The 16,150-nt window shown below is 72.7% G+C and carries 15 protein-coding genes; 7 read left to right on the top strand and 8 right to left on the bottom strand.

The genetic code is table 11. The annotated features are described in order from the left end of the window. Positions 1-54: 54 nt before the first annotated feature. Both IEZ01_RS20675 and IEZ01_RS20670 read left to right on the top strand, forming a co-directional pair. Positions 55-585, top strand: a complete 531-nt coding sequence (locus IEZ01_RS20675) for a cupin domain-containing protein (protein WP_189203105.1) — start codon at positions 55-57, stop codon at positions 583-585. Then, a complete protein-coding gene (locus IEZ01_RS20670; RefSeq protein ID WP_019889928.1) occupies positions 582-1,001 on the top strand; it encodes a rhodanese-like domain-containing protein in 420 nt (139 codons plus the stop codon). The genes IEZ01_RS20675 and IEZ01_RS20670 overlap by 4 nt, the downstream gene beginning before the upstream one ends. A 209-nt stretch (positions 1,002-1,210) precedes the next feature. Here IEZ01_RS20670 and recX read toward each other — a convergent pair whose 3' ends face one another. Together recX and recA are read right to left on the bottom strand one after the other, a co-directional pair. After that, positions 1,211-1,777 (bottom strand): recombination regulator RecX, encoded by a 567-nt coding sequence (gene recX, locus IEZ01_RS20665; protein ID WP_019889927.1) that lies wholly within the window; start codon positions 1,775-1,777, stop codon positions 1,211-1,213. A gap of 3 nt (positions 1,778-1,780) precedes the next feature. After that, positions 1,781-2,911 (bottom strand): recombinase RecA, encoded by a 1,131-nt coding sequence (gene recA, locus IEZ01_RS20660; protein ID WP_019889926.1) that lies wholly within the window; start codon positions 2,909-2,911, stop codon positions 1,781-1,783. Positions 2,912-3,789: 878 nt separating this feature from the next. Between recA and IEZ01_RS20655 the strand changes: the two genes are divergently transcribed. After that, positions 3,790-4,623, top strand: coding sequence for a hypothetical protein (locus IEZ01_RS20655; protein ID WP_229833105.1), 834 nt, complete (start codon positions 3,790-3,792; stop codon positions 4,621-4,623). Between the two features lie 77 nt (positions 4,624-4,700). Here IEZ01_RS20655 and IEZ01_RS20650 read toward each other — a convergent pair whose 3' ends face one another. Together IEZ01_RS20650 and IEZ01_RS20645 are read right to left on the bottom strand one after the other, a co-directional pair. Then, the gene (locus IEZ01_RS20650; RefSeq protein WP_040875691.1) at positions 4,701-5,837 is read right to left on the bottom strand and encodes an AI-2E family transporter; all 1,137 of its coding nucleotides are present in this window, start codon (positions 5,835-5,837) and stop codon (positions 4,701-4,703) included. A 392-nt stretch (positions 5,838-6,229) separates the two neighbouring features. Next, a complete protein-coding gene (locus IEZ01_RS20645) occupies positions 6,230-6,424 on the bottom strand; it encodes a DUF3046 domain-containing protein (RefSeq protein ID WP_189203103.1) in 195 nt (64 codons plus the stop codon). Between the two features lie 79 nt (positions 6,425-6,503). Between IEZ01_RS20645 and IEZ01_RS20640 the strand changes: the two genes are divergently transcribed. Next, complete coding sequence (locus tag IEZ01_RS20640; RefSeq protein WP_028798058.1) at positions 6,504-7,409, top strand: hypothetical protein; 906 nt, start codon at positions 6,504-6,506, stop codon at positions 7,407-7,409. Positions 7,410-7,450: 41 nt separating this feature from the next. Here IEZ01_RS20640 and IEZ01_RS20635 read toward each other — a convergent pair whose 3' ends face one another. The 3 genes from IEZ01_RS20635 to IEZ01_RS20625 all read right to left on the bottom strand — a co-directional run bounded on the left by IEZ01_RS20635 (position 7,451) and on the right by IEZ01_RS20625 (position 9,438). Next, a complete protein-coding gene (locus IEZ01_RS20635; RefSeq protein ID WP_189203101.1) occupies positions 7,451-7,759 on the bottom strand; it encodes an AzlD domain-containing protein in 309 nt (102 codons plus the stop codon). Next, positions 7,756-8,517, bottom strand: a complete 762-nt coding sequence (locus IEZ01_RS20630) for an AzlC family ABC transporter permease (RefSeq protein WP_028798057.1) — start codon at positions 8,515-8,517, stop codon at positions 7,756-7,758. Before IEZ01_RS20630 ends, IEZ01_RS20635 begins: the two co-directional genes overlap by 4 nt. A gap of 99 nt (positions 8,518-8,616) precedes the next feature. After that, positions 8,617-9,438, bottom strand: a complete 822-nt coding sequence (locus tag IEZ01_RS20625; RefSeq protein WP_019889917.1) for an AraC family transcriptional regulator — start codon at positions 9,436-9,438, stop codon at positions 8,617-8,619. Positions 9,439-9,528: 90 nt separating this feature from the next. Here IEZ01_RS20625 and IEZ01_RS20620 point away from each other — a divergent pair, with 90 nt between their 5' ends. The 3 genes from IEZ01_RS20620 to IEZ01_RS20610 are packed head-to-tail and all read left to right on the top strand — an operon-like array spanning position 9,529 to position 15,824. After that, positions 9,529-14,148 carry an ATP-dependent helicase gene (locus IEZ01_RS20620; RefSeq protein ID WP_019889916.1) on the top strand — a complete coding sequence of 1,540 codons (4,620 nt, stop codon included), beginning with the start codon at positions 9,529-9,531 and terminating at the stop codon, positions 14,146-14,148. A 48-nt stretch (positions 14,149-14,196) separates the two neighbouring features. Beyond that, positions 14,197-15,027: an Fpg/Nei family DNA glycosylase gene (locus IEZ01_RS20615; RefSeq protein WP_189203099.1), complete on the top strand. Its 831-nt coding sequence runs from the start codon at positions 14,197-14,199 to the stop codon at positions 15,025-15,027. 32 nt (positions 15,028-15,059) lie between these two features. Beyond that, positions 15,060-15,824 (top strand): SDR family NAD(P)-dependent oxidoreductase, encoded by a 765-nt coding sequence (locus IEZ01_RS20610; protein WP_019889913.1) that lies wholly within the window; start codon positions 15,060-15,062, stop codon positions 15,822-15,824. Here IEZ01_RS20610 and IEZ01_RS35100 read toward each other — a convergent pair. Further along, positions 15,772-16,044 (bottom strand): hypothetical protein, encoded by a 273-nt coding sequence (locus tag IEZ01_RS35100; protein WP_078513425.1) that lies wholly within the window; start codon positions 16,042-16,044, stop codon positions 15,772-15,774. The two genes, IEZ01_RS20610 and IEZ01_RS35100, sit on opposite strands and share 53 nt — an antisense overlap. Between the last annotated feature and the right edge of the window lie 106 nt (positions 16,045-16,150).

The raw sequence follows: 16,150 nt of genomic DNA, 5'->3' as shown, positions 1-16,150 counted from the left end.
CTGCCGCGCCTTGGCGCGCCGCGCGCGTCCGAGCGAACTCCAGGACGGTTTCCCATGTCCCAGTCTCTTTCCCCATCTGTCGTACGCCCGCTGGCGCCGACCGCCGCGGAACTCCTCGACTTCGTCCGCCGTACCGCCGCCGACACCGCGCTGATCGCCTCACTCCCCCTCGACCCCGAGGGCCGTACGTGGCTACGGCTCGACGGCCCCGGCGGCAGCGAGGCCTGGCTCATCGGCTGGCCTCCCGGCACCGGAACCGGCTGGCACGACCATGCCGAGTCGCTCGGCGCCTTCGCCACCGCCCGTGGCACGCTGAAGGAGAACTCCCTGGCCGTGCGGCTGCCCGCCGACGGCTGGAAGACCCTTGAACTTCATGAAGGCGTCGACCGGGAACGGGCGTTGACAGCCGGCGAGGGCCGCGCCTTCGGGCAGCACCATGTGCACGAGGTGCTGAACGAGTCGACCGAGGAGCACGCCGTGTCGGTGCACGTGTACCACCCCCCGCTGCCGTTGATCCGGCGCTACAGCCGGTCGGGCGCGGTGCTCAATCTTCAGCAGGTCGAGGGGCCGGAGGACTGGAGTTGAGCTCCTTCCACGCGACGCCGGCGACGCGCACCTCGGTCGACGAACTCCTTGAGGCCACGCGCCGCGGTCTCGACCGGATCTCGGCGCGGGACGCCTTCGCGGCGTTCGAGGCCGGGGACGTCCTGCTCGTGGACACCCGCTACCAGGCGCAGCGGGAACGCGACGGGGTCATCCCGGGCGCGGTCCTCGTCGAGCGCAACGAGTTGGAGTGGCGTCTCGACCCGCGGGGCAGCCACCGGCTGCCGCAGGCGACCAGCCACGATCTGCGGGTGGTGGTGCTGTGCAACGAGGGGTACGCGTCCTCGTTCGCGGCGGCCTCCCTGCGGCAGTTGGGGCTGCGTCGGGCGACCGACCTGATCGGCGGCTTCCAGGCCTGGAAGGAGGCGGGGCTGCCGGTGCGGGAATCGGGGGCCTGAGGCGGCCGTGACCCTCGGGCCAGGGCGCCCGGAGGTAGGGCTGCCGGTGCGGGAATCGGGGGCCTGAGGCAGCAGTGCCACGCCGGCTGGGGCGCCCGGAGGCGGGGCGGCCGGTGCGGGGACCGGGGGCCTGAGGCGGCTGTGCCCCTTCGGGCCAGGGCGCCCGGACGCCGGGGTGGGAGGGCGCTCGCCCAGGCCCTCCCCGGGGGTCAGAAGGGCTCGTCCAGGCCCTCGGTGTCCTCGCCCTCTTCCTCCAGTGCCTGGCGGACCACCCGCAGGGCCATGCCCTCCGGGTATCCCTTGCGGGCGAGCATGCCGGCGAGTCTGCGGAGTCTGCGGTCCCGTTCGAGCCCGCGGGTCGCCCGGAGCTTCCGGGCGACCAGGTCGCGGGCCCGCTCCTCCTCCTGTTCGGAGTCGAGCCGGTCCACGGCCTCCTGGATGAGGGCGGGGTCCACGCCCTTGGTACGCAGCTCCCGCGCGAGCGCGCGCCGGGCGAGGCCCCGGCCGTGGTGGCGGGACTCCACCCAGGCCCCCGCGAAGGCCGCGTCGTCGATCAGACCGACGTCCTCGAAGCGGGAGAGGATCTCCTCGGCGACCTCGTCCGGGATCTCCCGCTTGCGCAGCGCGTCCGCGAGCTGCTTGCGGGTCCTCGGGGTCCCGGTGAGCAGGCGCAGGCAGATCGCCCGCGCCCGCTCAGCGGGATCCTGGGGCGACAGCTCCTTCTCGGCCCTCGACGAGTCGGCGCTGTCGCCCGGCCATTCGGTGCGGCCGGTCACGGGCTAGCCCTTGGCCGTGGTGGCCTTGGTCGCCTTGGTGGCCTTGGCCGCCGGGGCCGGGACGGACTTCCCCGCCTCGTCGGTGGCGCCGGCTTCCGTCGCCGCGTCCGCGCCCGGCTCGGCCGCGGGGGCCTCCGGCCGGACTCCGACGCCCAGCTTCTCCTTGATCTTCTTCTCGATCTCGTTGGCGAGATCGGGGTTGTCCTTCAGGAAGTTACGGGCGTTCTCCTTGCCCTGACCCAGCTGGTCGCCCTCGTACGTGTACCAGGCGCCGGCCTTGCGGACGAAGCCGTGCTCCACGCCCATGTCGATCAGGCCGCCCTCACGGCTGATGCCCTGGCCGTAGAGGATGTCGAACTCGGCCTGCTTGAAGGGCGGCGCGACCTTGTTCTTGACGACCTTGACGCGGGTGCGGTTGCCGACCGCCTCGGTGCCGTCCTTGAGGGTCTCGATCCGGCGGATGTCGAGGCGCACGGAGGCGTAGAACTTCAGCGCGCGGCCACCGGTCGTCGTCTCCGGCGAGCCGAACATCACACCGATCTTCTCGCGCAGCTGGTTGATGAAGATCGCCGTGGTCTTCGACTGGTTCAGCGCGCTGGTGATCTTCCGCAGGGCCTGGCTCATCAGGCGGGCCTGGAGACCCACGTGCGAGTCGCCCATCTCGCCCTCGATCTCGGCGCGCGGGACGAGCGCGGCGACGGAGTCGATGACGATGAGGTCGAGCGCGCCGGAGCGGACCAGCATGTCGACGATCTCCAGCGCCTGCTCGCCGTTGTCCGGCTGGGACAGGATGAGATTGTCGATGTCCACGCCGAGCTTCTTGGCGTACTCGGGGTCGAGGGCGTGCTCGGCGTCCACGAACGCGACCTGGCCACCGGCCTTCTGCGCGTTGGCGACGGCGTGCAGGGTCAGGGTCGTCTTACCGGAGGACTCCGGGCCGTAGATCTCCACCACACGACCGCGCGGCAGGCCACCGACGCCGAGCGCGACGTCGAGCGCGGTCGAGCCGGTCGAGATGACCTCGATGGGTTCCTTGGACCGCTCGCCCATGCGCATGACTGCGCCCTTGCCGAATTGCCGTTCAATCTGTGCGAGCGCGGCGTCGAGCGCCTTCTCGCGGTCGGTTCCTGCCATGGGTTCCACCCGATTTGCTTGAGTCGATCGCTTCACGTGAAAGACGCTAACCCCTGCCACTGACAATGGGCCCCGGCGTCCCTCCGACCTGTGGACAACTCCGTCGACAACTCCCTACCGACAGCTTGCCCCACGCCAGGCCACCCCCGGGAAACACACCGGGCCTGGAACCCCATAAGAATAGATGTTCGATTTCGGTGTCAAGCGCGCCGCCCCGCAGACCGCGACGGCGCTGTGGCTTAGCGACATCGGCCCCGCCCGCTGCCACCACCGTGCCGGCTCTGGCCGGGCCTCCGCCTTCGGTCAGCCCCTCGATGAGATCACCGGAGCACCTGCGGTCCACCCGGGCCATGACGCACGCACACCGCCGACTGGCCGAGGGCGATCACCAGGTGACGAGCCTCGGGCAGCGGGTATCCGCCCAGTGGTTCTCCAACGACGTCCGAGCGGACACCACACGATGCGGCACGATGCGGACGCATGACCCTCCCATCGCGTTTCACCATGCCGGGCCAGGTCCGGGCCGTGGGCACGTCCGATCCCTCCGGGCCATTGACTGTGACCGGCTACGGTACGAATCCGCTGACGACCGTCATCACGAGGGTCGACCTTTCAGGCAAGGTGGCGTGGCAGCGGACCTACCCCGGGACGGGCAGGCCACAATCCCGGCTGTCTACGGACGGCACGCTGTGGATCGCCTGCCCGGACCGCGACGGTCGACTCCTTGAAGGCGTTCTGCCGGACGGATCCACTGGACCACCGCCCGCCCGGAGTGCCGCCCCGATGAGGAGATCGGCGCGTTCGTCCTCCTCGATGACGGGTTCGTCATTTCCTGGGTCAGCAGCTCCCGCCTGGTACGCGGAGACCGAAGCGGGCCCATGTCTGTACCGGAGCCGCGCGTGGCCCGGTGCACGCGAGAGGGCGAGTGCCTCTGGACCGTACCGATCACGCTCGGTGCGGTGTCGTTCCCGGGTGTGGTGGAGATGGGAGACCGGACCGGATGGGAGATCGGGCCGCGTAGGCCATGGGTCCCGGAGGAGATCGGCGTAGACCACTGGGAGCCACTGCTCGTGTCGGCCGACCGGATCGCAGCCAGCTTCACCGATACTCGGGGCGGCATCGGGAGGACGTTCTTCCTTGACCAGGACAACGGCGAGACCGTATCGGCCACCGCTCCCGCTCCCACGGGCCGAAAGGCGATAGCTGGCCCTGGCCAGTTCCTGATCGGATCGCAGGGCTACGGCGCGTTCACGACCGGCCGCTTCGGCCGGGACGGCGCCGAAACCGGGCGCTGGGCCAGCCACATGGCCATGCTCGTCGACAGGGATGGCGGCGTCAGCGGCCCCGAGCTCGAAAACCACCTGCCTTCGAGGTCACGTTTCCGGCGGCTCGCACCGGACAACAACCTCGTGGACGGGCCGGCGCTGACGGGCTACTACACGTCCCACCCCGCGATGGACCGCGAGGGTACCGCGGTCTTCTGGCGAGACGGCAAGCTACTCGCCGTGGACACGGACCTCGCCGGACACGAACTGTTCGCCATGGATGAGAGCCGAGCGGTCATCGGTCGTGCGCTACTGCTGAGCGAAGGCAGAGTCGTCGTCTCCCTGGACAACGAGATCCTGGTCTTCCGTACACCACTGGGCCCCCTGGCCGTGCGGGGAAGCAAACCTCCAGGGCAATCCTCTCGTGAGCTGAAACTGCCTGCGTGACGCCTGGAGATGCCGGCTCCTGGCCTGCACACAGGATCTCTCCATGTCACAGGTACGACGGCGCGGCTTCGAGAGGGTCAGGCGTCGTGCGCGGGCGGCGCCTGGTCCTTCTTGGCGTTCAGGGCGCGCTGGACCCGCGCCAGGACCATCTCGCCGTACCGCCGGTGGCCGTGAACCCGTGGGTCGTCCGTCACCGCGTACCGCTTCACGTAGGCCCCCAGGAAGGCCTGGAGCGTGGCGACGGCGGGGATCGCGATCAGCGCGCCGACCGCCCCGAGCAGGGCCGTTCCGGCGATGACCGAGCCGAACGCCACAGCGGGGTGGATGTCGACGGTCTTCGAGGTCAGCTTCGGCTGGAGGACATAGTTCTCGAACTGCTGGTAGATCACGACGAAGGCGAGCACGTACACCGCGTACCAGGGGTCCTCGGTGAAGGCGATCAGCATGGGCAGCGCGCCCGCAAGGTACGTGCCGATGGTGGGCAGGAACTGGGAGACGAGCCCGACCCAGACGGCGAGCGCGGGGGCGTACGGCACGTCGAGGATCTGCAGGAGGATGTAGTGCGCCACCCCGGAGATCAGCGCCATCAGCCCGCGTGAGTAGAGGTAGCCGCCCGTCTTGTCGACGGCGATCTCCCACGCCCGCAGCACCTCGGCCTGGCGGGCAGGCGGCAGTACGGAGCACAGCGCCCGCCGCAGCCGGGGCCCGTCCGCGGCGAAGTAGAACGAGAACAGGAAGATCGTCAGCAGCTTGAACAGCCCGCCAAGGACGGTGGCGGAGACGTCGAGGACACCGGTGGCGCTGTTCTGGACGTACTTGCGCAGCCAGTCCGAGCGCAACAGGCTGTCCTGGACCTCGACCCGGGACAACTCGGTGTTGAAGGTGTGGTTGCTCCAGCTGATCAGCGAGTCGAGGTACTTGGGGAACTCCTCGACCATCCCCACGATCTGTCCGGCCAGCATCGAGCCGAGCAGGACGACGAAGCCGACCGCCACCACCATGATCGTGAAGAAGACCAGGAACGTGGCCAGGCCGCGGCGCATCCCACGGGCCGCCATGCGGCCCACGGCCGGCTCTATCGCGAGCGCCAGGAAGAAGGCGATCAGGATGTTGATCAGCAGGCCGATGAGCTGGTGGAAGGCCCAGCTGCCAAGCTGGAAGCAGGCGTAGAGGGCGAGGGCGAGAACCAGCGCGCGGGGCAGCCATCTGGGCATCCGCGCGGACGGGGCGGCGGGGGCCGCGGGGGCGCCATCCGGCCGGCGGGGTCCGGCGTCCAGGCCGCCGGTGACGGGCTCGGGGCCGTCCGCCTGGGGCGCCGTCACCACGGCGGGATCGGTGGGGGTCGTCTCGGTGCGCTTCTCGGTCTCGTCAGTCGGGGCCACCGAGCCAGTCTCGCGCACGGCACCGACAACCGGCCGGGGCCCCCGCAGGTCACGGCCGGCGACCAGACCGTGCGCGGTCAGCCGACGGGCCAGGGGCGGGCCGCGGACCGGCGTCGGCATCGGCGTCGGCGTCGGCGTCGGCGTCGGCGTCAGTCAGCGGATCCCGGCGTCTGCCGAGTCCGCCGGGTCCACCGGGTCCACCGGGTCCACCGGGTCCACCGGCGTCAGTGTTTGTCGGCGGGGATGTCCACGGCCGCGCAGACCGCCCGCCACACGTCCTTGGCCTCCCAGCCGGAGTCCAGCGCTTCACGTACCGTCCGGCCACCGAGCTCGGACATGACGTGGTCACGCGCGAAGGACTCGGCGTACCCCTCACCGAAGTGGTCCGCCATCCGTTCCCAGAAAATCGTCAACCGCATGACTTCAGTATCCCGCCCCTGAGAGTGCAGCCCGGCCCGTAGGGCTTCTCCGGCGGCCGAGGCCCCCTACGGTCGGTACATGGCTGGAACTCCCCTCGCACGAGCCGAACACTTCATCTGGCTGACGGCCCGCGTGCTCGAACAGCGGCGGTTCGCTTACCACTTCCTGCGCGGCGGCGCCGACCCCGTCGAGGCCGCGCTCTCCGCCTACCTCAACGAGGACGGCGGCTACGGCCACGCCCTCGAACCCGACCTGCGCGGCCCGGTCAGCCAGCCCCTGCACACCGCGCACGCCCTGCGCGTGCTGGACTCCATCGGCCGGTGCGGCGGGCTGCGGGTGGAGCGGATCTGCCGCTACCTCACGGACGTGTCCACGCACGAGGGCGCGCTGCCCGCACTCCACCCGTCGCTGCGCGGCTATCCGCATGCGCCGTTCCTCACGGTCACGGATCACCCGAAGGGTGATCTCCTGGCGACCGGCCCGGTGGTCGGGCTCCTGCACCGCAACCAGGTGTGGCACGCCTGGCTCTTTCGGGCCACGGACTTCTGCTGGGCCGCGATCGACGCGATCGACAAGTCCCATCCGTACGAGATCCAGGCCGCCGTCGCCTTCCTGGACGGCGTCCCGGACCGGGCGCGGGCCGAGGCGGCGGCGGACCGGCTCGGACGGCTGGTGCGCGAGCAGCGGCTGGCGGTCCTCGACCCTGAGCGGCCCGGCGACTATCCGGTGGCCCCCGGCTACGCCCCGGGCGAGCGTCACTATCCGCACGACTACGCACGCGTGCCGGACTCCCTCGCCCGCCGCTGGTTCACGGACGAGGAGCTGACCCGCTCGCTCGACCACCTCGCGGCCGAGCAGCGCGAGGACGGCGGGTGGCCCGTCAACTGGCGGGAGTGGGCGCCGGGGACCGCCCTGGAGTCGCGCCCGGTCGTCACGATCGAGGCGCTGCGGACGCTCCGGGCGCACGGCCGCGCGATCGGCTGAGCCGGTGAGGCCCGTCGGCCGCCGCCTCGCCCGGGGCCGGGTCAGCCGCCGATGGCCCGTATCCCCGCGGTGACGACCACGGCGGCGCCGACGACGACCAGGAACGGCGCCCTCAGCACGAGCGCGAGGGCCGCGGCGCCGAGCCCGGCGGCGCGGGCGTCCAGGACGAGGGCGCCGTTCATGCTGAAGGTCTGCTGGGCGGTGAGTGCGGCGAGCAGGGCGGCGGGCAGCAGCGCGGCCAGCCGCTGGACGAGGGGGCGCTCCAGCGCCCCGGCCGGTACGAGCAGCCCGACAAGCTTGACGACGTAGCAGCCGACGGCGGTCAGGGCAATCGCGATCCAGATGTTCACCGGCCCGTCCTCTCATCCCCGGTCATGGCGGTCTTGTCCTCGGCGCCGGCGGTCCGGCGGCCCTGGAGCCAGAGCACGGCCGGCGCGGCGAGCGCCGCCATCAGCACCGGCACCCCGGCCGGCAGCACGGGCAGGAATCCGAGCCCCAGGACGACGGCGAGTGCGGCGACGATCCGTTCCGTGGTCGTGCGCAGCATGGGCGCGAGCAGGGCGAGGAAGACGGCGGGGCCCGCCGCGTCCAGCCCCCAGGCGGCGGTGTCGCCGATCGCCTCGGCGCCCAGCGCACCGAGCAGGGTGGTCAGGTTCCACAGGACGTACAGCGTGAGGCCGGTGACGGTGAAGCCGATCCGGGCGGCCCGCCGCGTCGGCTGGGCCAGCGAGACGGCCGTGGTCTCGTCGATGACGAAGTGCGCGGCGAGCGGCCGCATCACGCGCGGTACGGCGAGGAGCTGTGAGAGCCGAAGCCCGTAGAAGGCGTTGCGGGTGCCGAGGAAGAAGGCCCCGGCGGCGGCTGTGAAGGGGTTTCCGCCCGCCGCGAGCGCGCCGACGAGCGCGAACTGCGAGGCGCCGGTGAAGACGAGCAGGCTGAGCGCGCAGGTCTGGAGGATGCTGAGCCCGGCCCCCGCCGAGGTGACGCCGAAGGCGAAGCCGGAAAGCCCGACGGCGATGCCGACGCCGAGTGCGTCCCGCACGACGGCACGGTCGGGTTTGCCCGCCGGCTCGGTACGTATGTCTGCTGTTGCTGTCTGTTCTGACACGTCAGGGACGCTACGGCGGGTCGCCGCAGCCGGTCTTGTACGTTCTTGCGCCCGGCCCGGAAGCCGGCCGGCCGGGGCGTGTGATCACGACGGCGCCGCTCAGGCGGCGCGTTCCCGCTGGTAGGCGCCGGGCGGGACGCCGACGATGCGGGTGAAGTGACGGTTCAGATGCGGCTGGTCGGAGAAGCCGACCGCGGCGGCGACGTCCGCCGGCGCCGTGCCCGAGTCCAGCAGGTGGCGGGCCCGGCGCACGCGCGCGTCGGTCAGCCAGGTGTGCGGGGGCATGCCGTACACGTCCCGGAAGGCCCGCAGCAGCGCGAAGGGGCTGGTGCCGAGCTCGGCGGCGAGGCGTTCCAGGGTCGGCGGGTCGGCCATCCGCTCCTCCAGCAGGGCACGCGCGCGAAGCGCGTTGCGGGCCCCGGCCGAGCGGGGCATGAGCGGCTGGAGCCTGCCGCCGTGGCTGCGCAGCATCCGTGCCGTCACCAGCCGCAGCAGACTGTCCGCGGCGAGCGCGTTGCCCTCCTCGGCGGCCCGGTGCACGCCGATGACGAGCTGCGCGGCCCGCGGATCGTCCACGACCGGATCGGTGAAGCCGACCGCGCCGCGTACGGCGATGGTGTCGGCGGCGATCGACTGGATCAGGTCGACCGCCGGGTAGATCGTGCGGTAGGTCCAGCCCTCGGGGACCCCCGCGTGGCCGGTGTGCGGGGTGTCGGGATTGACGAGGGCGATCTGCCCAGGGGCCGCGTGCACGAGCGCGTCGCGGTAGTGGAAGGCCTCGACGCCCTCGGTGATCGCGGCGAAGACGAAGGTCTCGTGGGTGTGGCGGGCGAAGGCCTTGCGGACGTAGTGGGCGTGCAGCAGATCGACGCCGGGCAGCTCGGCGTACTGCCAGTACCGAGCCCTCTCCGCGGTCGCCATGCTTCCATTCTGCGCCCGCCACCCCGGCCCTCACCTGGGCGTCCACGTGCCGGACACGCGTTGTCAGTGGTCGGGTGCACGATGGGTGCCATGGCCGCTACCGCACTCGACTCGTTCTCCCCCGCGACCCGTGGCTGGTTCACGGGTGCCTTCAGCGCGCCGACCGCCGCTCAGGAGGGCGCGTGGCGGGCCATCGGGGAGGGCTCGGACGTCCTGGTCGTCGCCCCGACCGGCTCCGGCAAGACGCTGGCCGCGTTCCTCGCCGCCCTGGACCGGCTCGCGTCCGTCCCGCCGCCCGCGGAGGCGAGGAAGCGCTGCCGGGTGCTGTACGTGTCACCGCTGAAGGCCCTCGCGGTCGACGTGGAGCGCAACCTCCGCAGCCCGCTCACGGGCATCCGCCAGGAGGCGATGCGGCTCGGGCTGCCCGAGCCCGAGGTGCGGGTGGGGATCCGGTCCGGCGACACCCCCGCGGCCGAGCGCCGAGCGCTGGCCACCAGGCCGCCGGACATCCTGATCACCACCCCCGAGTCGCTGTTCCTGATGCTCACCTCCGCGACCCGGGACGCGCTGTCGGGGATCGAGACGGTGATCCTGGACGAGGTGCACGCCGTGGCGGGGACGAAGCGGGGCGCGCATCTGGCGGTGTCCCTGGAGCGTCTCGACGAGCTGCTGCCCCGACCGGCCCGCCGGATCGGCCTGTCGGCGACCGTACGGCCGGTGGACGAGGTGGCCCGCTATCTCTCCCCGCAGCGGAAGGTGGAGATCGTCCAGCCCGCCTCCGGCAAGGAGTTCGACCTGTCGGTGGTGGTTCCGGTGGAGGACCTGGGCGAGCTGGGGGGCTCACCCGCCACCGACGCCGATCCCGGGGAGAAGCCGTCGATCTGGCCTCATGTCGAGGAGCGGATCGCCGATCTCGTCCAGGCACACCGCTCGACGATCGTGTTCGCCAACTCCCGTCGCCTGGCGGAGCGGCTGTGCAACAGGCTCAACGAGATCGCCTACGAGCGGGCCGTGGGCGAGGCCATGCCGGAGGGCGCTCCGCCGGCCGAGATCATGGCCCAGTCGGGTACGGGGAAGGGCGCCCCGGCCCTGCTGGCCAGGGCGCACCACGGCTCGGTCTCCAAGGAGCAACGGGCGCTGGTCGAGGAGGACCTGAAGGCGGGCCGGCTGCCGGCCGTCGTGGCCACCTCCAGCCTGGAGCTGGGCATCGACATGGGCGCGGTGGATCTGGTGGTCCAGGTCGAGTCGCCGCCGTCGGTCGCCTCCGGGCTCCAGCGGGTGGGGCGCGCGGGCCATCAGGTGGGCGCCGTGTCCACCGGTGTCGTCTTCCCCAAGTACCGCGGTGATCTGGTGCAGGCGGCCGTGGTCACCGAGCGGATGCGCAGCGGCTCGATCGAGTCCCTGCGGGTCCCCGCCAACCCGCTGGACGTGCTGGCCCAGCAGCTGGTGGCGATGGTGGCGCTGGACACCTGGCAGGTCGACGACCTGCTGGCCCTGGTGCGCCGGGCGGCGCCGTTCGCCTCGCTGCCCGAGTCGGCGTTCACGGCCGTCCTGGACATGCTGGCGGGGCGGTATCCGTCGGACGCCTTCGCCGAGCTGCGGCCGCGTGTGGTGTGGGACCGGGTCGCCGGGACGGTCACCGGCCGCCCGGGCGCGCAGCGCCTCGCCGTCACCTCCGGCGGGACCATCCCCGACCGGGGGCTCTTCGGGGTGTTCCTGGCCGGCGCCGACCCGAAGAAGGGCGGCGGCCGGGTCGGTGAGCTCGACGAGGAGATGGTGTACGAGTCCCGGGTCGGGGACGTCTTCACGCTCGGGACGACCTCCTGGCGGATCGAGGACATCACCCGCGACCGGGTCCTCGTCTCCCCCGCCCCCGGGGTGCCAGGCCGGCTCCCGTTCTGGAAGGGCGACCAGCTGGGCCGGCCGCTCGAACTGGGGCGCGCCGTGGGCGCGTTCCTGCGGGAGGTCGGCTCGATGGCCCCGGAGGACGCCCGGCCCCGGCTCCTCGCGGCCGGACTCGACGACTGGGCGGCCGGGAACGTCCTGGCCTATCTGGACGAGCAGCGCCGCGCCTGCGGCCACATCCCCGACGACCGCACGATCCTCGTGGAGCGCTTCCGCGACGAGCTGGGCGACTGGCGGGTCGTGGTCCACTCCCCGTTCGGCGCGCAGGTACACGCGCCGTGGGCGCTGGCGCTCGGTGCCCGGCTCGCCGAGCGGTACGGCATGGACGCCCAGGTGATGCACGCGGACGACGGCATCGTGCTGCGGCTGCCCGACGCGGACCTGATGGGCCTGGACCTGCTCGACCAGGATCCGGCCGCGCCCGGCTTGGAGTACGACAGCGATCAGGCCCCCATCGGGGCGGCGGACGTCGCCTTCGACAAGGGCGACGTGAGCCAGATCGTCACCGACCAGGTGGGCGGCTCGGCGCTGTTCGCGGCCCGGTTCCGCGAGTGCGCGGCCCGCGCCCTGCTGCTGCCGCGCCGCAACCCCGGCAAGCGGACACCGCTGTGGCAGCAGCGCCAGCGCGCGGCGCAACTGCTTCAGGTGGCCAGCGAGTTCGGCTCCTTCCCGATCGTCCTGGAAGCGGTCCGCGAGTGTCTCCAGGACGTCTTCGACGTCCCCGGCCTGACCGAGCTGATGGGCGACATCGAGTCCCGTCGGGTCCGTCTGGTGGAGGTGACCACCCCGGAGCCCTCGCCGTTCGCCCGCTCGCTGCTCTTCGGCTACGTCGCCCAGTTCCTGTACGAGGGCGACTCACCGCTCGCCGAGCGGCGCGCCGCCGCCCTTTCTCTGGACTCCCGGCTCCTGGCCGAGCTGCTGGGCCAGGCGGAGCTGCGTGAGCTGCTGGACGCCGACGTCCTGACCGAGCTGGAGAGCGAACTCCAGTGGCTCACCGAAGACCGCCGGGTCAAGGACACCGAAGGTGTCGCCGATCTCCTGCGCGTCCTCGGTCCGCTCACCGACGCCGAGCTGGCCGAGCGGGGCGCGGAGGCGGGCTGGGCGGAGGCCTTGGGCACGGCCCGGCGCGCCATCCGGGTCCGCATCGCCGGGGCCCACCACTGGGCCGCCGTCGAGGACGCCGGACGGCTGCGGGACGCCCTGGGCACCGCCCTGCCGGTCGGGGTCCCGGAGGCCTTCACGGAGCCGGTGAAGGACCCCCTCGGCGACCTCCTCGCCCGGTACGCCCGTACGCACGGCCCGTTCACCTCCTCGCAGGCGGCCGCCCGGTTCGGCCTCGGCACGGCCGTCACCGACGGCGCGCTGCAGCGCCTCGCGGCCGCCGGCCGGGTGGTCCAGGGCGAGTTCCATCCCTCCGGGATGGGACAGGAGTGGTGCGACGCGGCGGTCCTGCGGCGGCTGCGCCGCCGTTCCCTCGCGGCGCTGCGCCATGAGCTCGAACCGGTCGCCCCGGCCGCGCTCGCCTCGTTCCTGCCCCAGTGGCAGCACCTGGGCAGCAGCAGTCTGCGGGGCATCGACGGCCTTGCCCGGGCCGTGGAGCAGCTCCAGGGCGCGCCGGTGCCCGCCTCCGCGCTGGAGAAGCTGATCCTGCCGTCCCGGGTGAGGGACTACTCCCCCGCGCTGCTCGACGAGCTGACCACCGCGGGCGAGGTGCTGTGGGCGGGCGCCGGCGCCCTGCCCGGCAAGGACGGCTGGGTGTCGCTGTATGTGGCCGACGCCGCGCCGCTGCTGCTGCCGCAGCCCCATCCCCTGGAGCTCACGGCGCTGCACGAATCGGTCCTGACCTCCCTGTCCGGCGGCTACGGACTGTTCTTCCGCCAGATCGCCGACCAGGTCCGCGCCACCACCCACCCCGACGCCACGGACCCACAGCTCGCCGACGCCCTCTGGGACCTGGCCTGGTCCGGGCGGCTCACCAACGACTCCCTGGCCCCGCTGCGCTCCCTCCTCGGCTCGGGGCGTACGGCGGGCTCGACCGCGCACCGCGCGCGCCGCACGGTGCCACGCGGCCGGTACGGCACGCTGACGGCGGCCGCCCGCACGGCCTCCCGCAGCGGCCCGCCGACCGTGAGCGGCCGCTGGTCACTCCTGCCCCCCGCCGAGCCGGAGCCCACCCACCGCGCCCACGCGCTGGCCCGCACGCTCCTCGACCGGCACGGTGTGGTGACCCGGGGGGCGGTCGCCGCCGAAGGCGTCGAGGGCGGCTTCTCGGCGACGTACCGGATCCTGTCCGCCTTCGAGGACAGCGGCCAGGCCCGTCGCGGCTATGTCGTGGAAGGGCTGGGCGCCGCCCAGTTCGCGATGGACGGCGCGGTCGACCGGCTGCGGGCCGCGGCCACGGCCCGCGAGCGCGGAGAGGGGACGACGGCTCCGCGCGCGGTGGTCCTGGCGGCCGCGGACCCCGCCAACGCCTACGGCGCGGCGCTGCCCTGGCCGGAGTCCCCGACCACGGCAGGGCACAAGCCGGGCCGGAAGGCGGGAGCCCTGGTCGTCCTCGTCGACGGCGAGCTGACGCTCTACATGGAACGCGGCGGCAAGACGCTGCTCTCCTGGCCGCTCGACCCGGACGACCCGGCTCTCCACGCGGCCGCCGAAGCGCTGGCCGCGGCCGCCCTGGCGGGCTCGCTCGGCACGGTCACGGTGGAGCGGATCAACGGCGAGACCGCCCTGACGTCCCCGCTCGCCCGCTCCCTGGAGACGGCCGGATTCCACGCCACCCCCAGGGGCCTGCGGCTGCGCGCCTGAAACGCCGCCGACAGGGGGCATCGAGGACGGCGCGGGCATGATGGAGACATGCCCGAGGGAGACACCGTCTGGAGGACCGCCCGCCGTCTGCACGCCGCCCTCGCCGGGGAGGTCCTCACCCGCTCCGACCTGCGCGTGCCGCGGTTCGCCACCGCCGACCTCACCGGCCGGGCGGTCCTCGACGTGACTCCGCGCGGCAAGCATCTCCTCACCCGTATCGAGGGCGGTCTGACCCTCCACTCCCATCTGCGGATGGACGGCGCCTGGCTCGTCTACGCGCCGGACGAGCGCTGGTGCGGCGGCCCCGCCCACCAGATCCGGGCGATCCTCGCCAACGCCGCCCACACCGCCGTCGGCTACCGCCTGCCGGTCCTCGAACTCCTGCGGACCGCCGACGAGTCCACGACCGTGGGCCATCTCGGCCCCGATCTGCTCGGCCCCGACTGGGACCCGCAGGAGGCCGTCCGCAGGCTCACCGCCGACCCGTCCCGCCCGCTCGGCGAGGCCCTCCTCGACCAGCGCAATCTGGCGGGGATCGGCAACGTGTACAAGTCGGAGCTGGCGTTCCTGGCCGGGGTCACGCCCTGGCTCCCGTTCGGCGAACTCCCCGCGGGCGTGCCCGAACGCCTCGTCGCGACCGCGCACCGCCTCCTGGAGGCCAACAAGGAAGGCAAGGAGCGCCGTACGACGACCGTCCGGCATCCCGCCCAGCGCCTCCATGTCTACGGCCGCGAAGGCCGCCCGTGTCTGCGCTGCGGCGCGGCGATCCGCAAGGCGGAGCAGAGCGACGACCGGGTGTCCTACTGGTGTCCCGGCTGCCAGTCGGGCCCCTCGCCCGCCCCGGCCGACGGCACCACCCAGCACCGTCCCACCAATTGACGTACCGTCAGCTACGGTCGTACGGTCCCGCCATGCCCCTGTCGGCGTACGACCTCACCGGCCGCACCGCGTTCGTCACCGGCGCCGCGAGCGGCATCGGCCGCGCGTCTGCCGTCCTGCTCGCCCGCGCGGGAGCACACGTCCACTGCGCCGACCGCGACGAGGAAGGCCTGGCCGGCACCGGGGAACTGATCGCCGAGCAGGGCGGTACGGCCCGGCTCCATCTCCTGGACGTCACCGACCGCGCCGCCCTCACCTCGGCCGTGGCAGCCGCGGGCCCGCTCCACGTCATGGCCGCGGTCGCCGGTGTGATGCACAGCAGTACGGTCCTGGAGACCCGGGACGAGGACCTCGACCGCGTCTTCGCCGTCAACTTCAAGGGCGTGCTCCACGCCTGCCAGGCCGCCGCACGCGCCATGATCGACGCTCAGATCCGCGGCTCCCTGGTCACCATGGCCTCCGGCGCGGTGGACGCGGCCAACGCCGGTCTGCTCTGTTACAGCGCGGCGAAGGCCGCCGTCGTCCAGCTCACCAAGACCCTCGCCACCGAACTGGGCCCGTACGGCATCCGCGTCAACGCGGTCGCCCCCGGCTGGATCCGCACGCCGATGACGGACCGCCACAGCGCCGAGCTCCAGCAGCGGATCGAGGAGACGATGGTCCGCGTCTCACCGCTGGGACGGGTCGGCGAGCCCGAGGACGTCGCGCACGCGGTCCTTCATCTGGCGTCGGACGCCTCATCGTTCACGACAGGTCAGATCCTGCGTCCGAACGGCGGCGTGACCATGCCCTGGTAGAGCGGCGCATGGACCGGCGCCGGGTCCAGGCGGACCGGCGCCGTCCGGGCGCGGCGGCCACATGGACCGGGAGCAGACTCAACCCCCAGCCGCCGGCCGCGATTGCGCCCTCCACGAGCCCAGAGCGCTCCGGTACGAAGGCGAGCCGCAACACCGCCCACCACCACAGCCCTCCGACCACCAGCGCGAGCGCCAGCAGCGGGACCCGTCGCCGTACCATCGCCGCCTCCTCCGGTCGACGCTAGTGCGGCGCGTTCAGCAGTCGGCAGGGCGCACCGGAGGCGCCCCGGGCGCACAAGGACGCAACGTGAGGCACGGGTTCCTAC

It is taken from the genome of Streptomyces purpureus, from assembly GCF_014648195.1.
GTDB lineage: Bacteria > Actinomycetota > Actinomycetes > Streptomycetales > Streptomycetaceae > Streptomyces > Streptomyces purpureus.
This window is presented reverse-complemented; position numbering and strand designations above follow the sequence as displayed.

What these genes read in the sequence shown, in the direction of transcription:
- IEZ01_RS20615 (WP_189203099.1), top strand. Translation starts at nt 14,197, where the DNA reads ATGCCCGAGGGAGACACCGTCTGGAGGACCGCCCGCCGTCTGCACGCC.
- IEZ01_RS20610 (WP_019889913.1), top strand. Translation starts at nt 15,060, where the DNA reads ATGCCCCTGTCGGCGTACGACCTCACCGGCCGCACCGCGTTCGTCACC.
- recA (WP_019889926.1), bottom strand. Translation starts at nt 2,911, where the DNA reads ATGGCAGGAACCGACCGCGAGAAGGCGCTCGACGCCGCGCTCGCACAG.
- IEZ01_RS35100 (WP_078513425.1), bottom strand. Translation starts at nt 16,044, where the DNA reads ATGGTACGGCGACGGGTCCCGCTGCTGGCGCTCGCGCTGGTGGTCGGA.
- IEZ01_RS20675 (WP_189203105.1), top strand. Translation starts at nt 55, where the DNA reads ATGTCCCAGTCTCTTTCCCCATCTGTCGTACGCCCGCTGGCGCCGACC.
- IEZ01_RS20625 (WP_019889917.1), bottom strand. Translation starts at nt 9,438, where the DNA reads ATGGCGACCGCGGAGAGGGCTCGGTACTGGCAGTACGCCGAGCTGCCC.
- IEZ01_RS20645 (WP_189203103.1), bottom strand. Translation starts at nt 6,424, where the DNA reads ATGCGGTTGACGATTTTCTGGGAACGGATGGCGGACCACTTCGGTGAG.
- IEZ01_RS20620 (WP_019889916.1), top strand. Translation starts at nt 9,529, where the DNA reads ATGGCCGCTACCGCACTCGACTCGTTCTCCCCCGCGACCCGTGGCTGG.
- IEZ01_RS20650 (WP_040875691.1), bottom strand. Translation starts at nt 5,837, where the DNA reads ATGCCCAGATGGCTGCCCCGCGCGCTGGTTCTCGCCCTCGCCCTCTAC.
- IEZ01_RS20640 (WP_028798058.1), top strand. Translation starts at nt 6,504, where the DNA reads ATGGCTGGAACTCCCCTCGCACGAGCCGAACACTTCATCTGGCTGACG.
- IEZ01_RS20655 (WP_229833105.1), top strand. Translation starts at nt 3,790, where the DNA reads ATGTCTGTACCGGAGCCGCGCGTGGCCCGGTGCACGCGAGAGGGCGAG.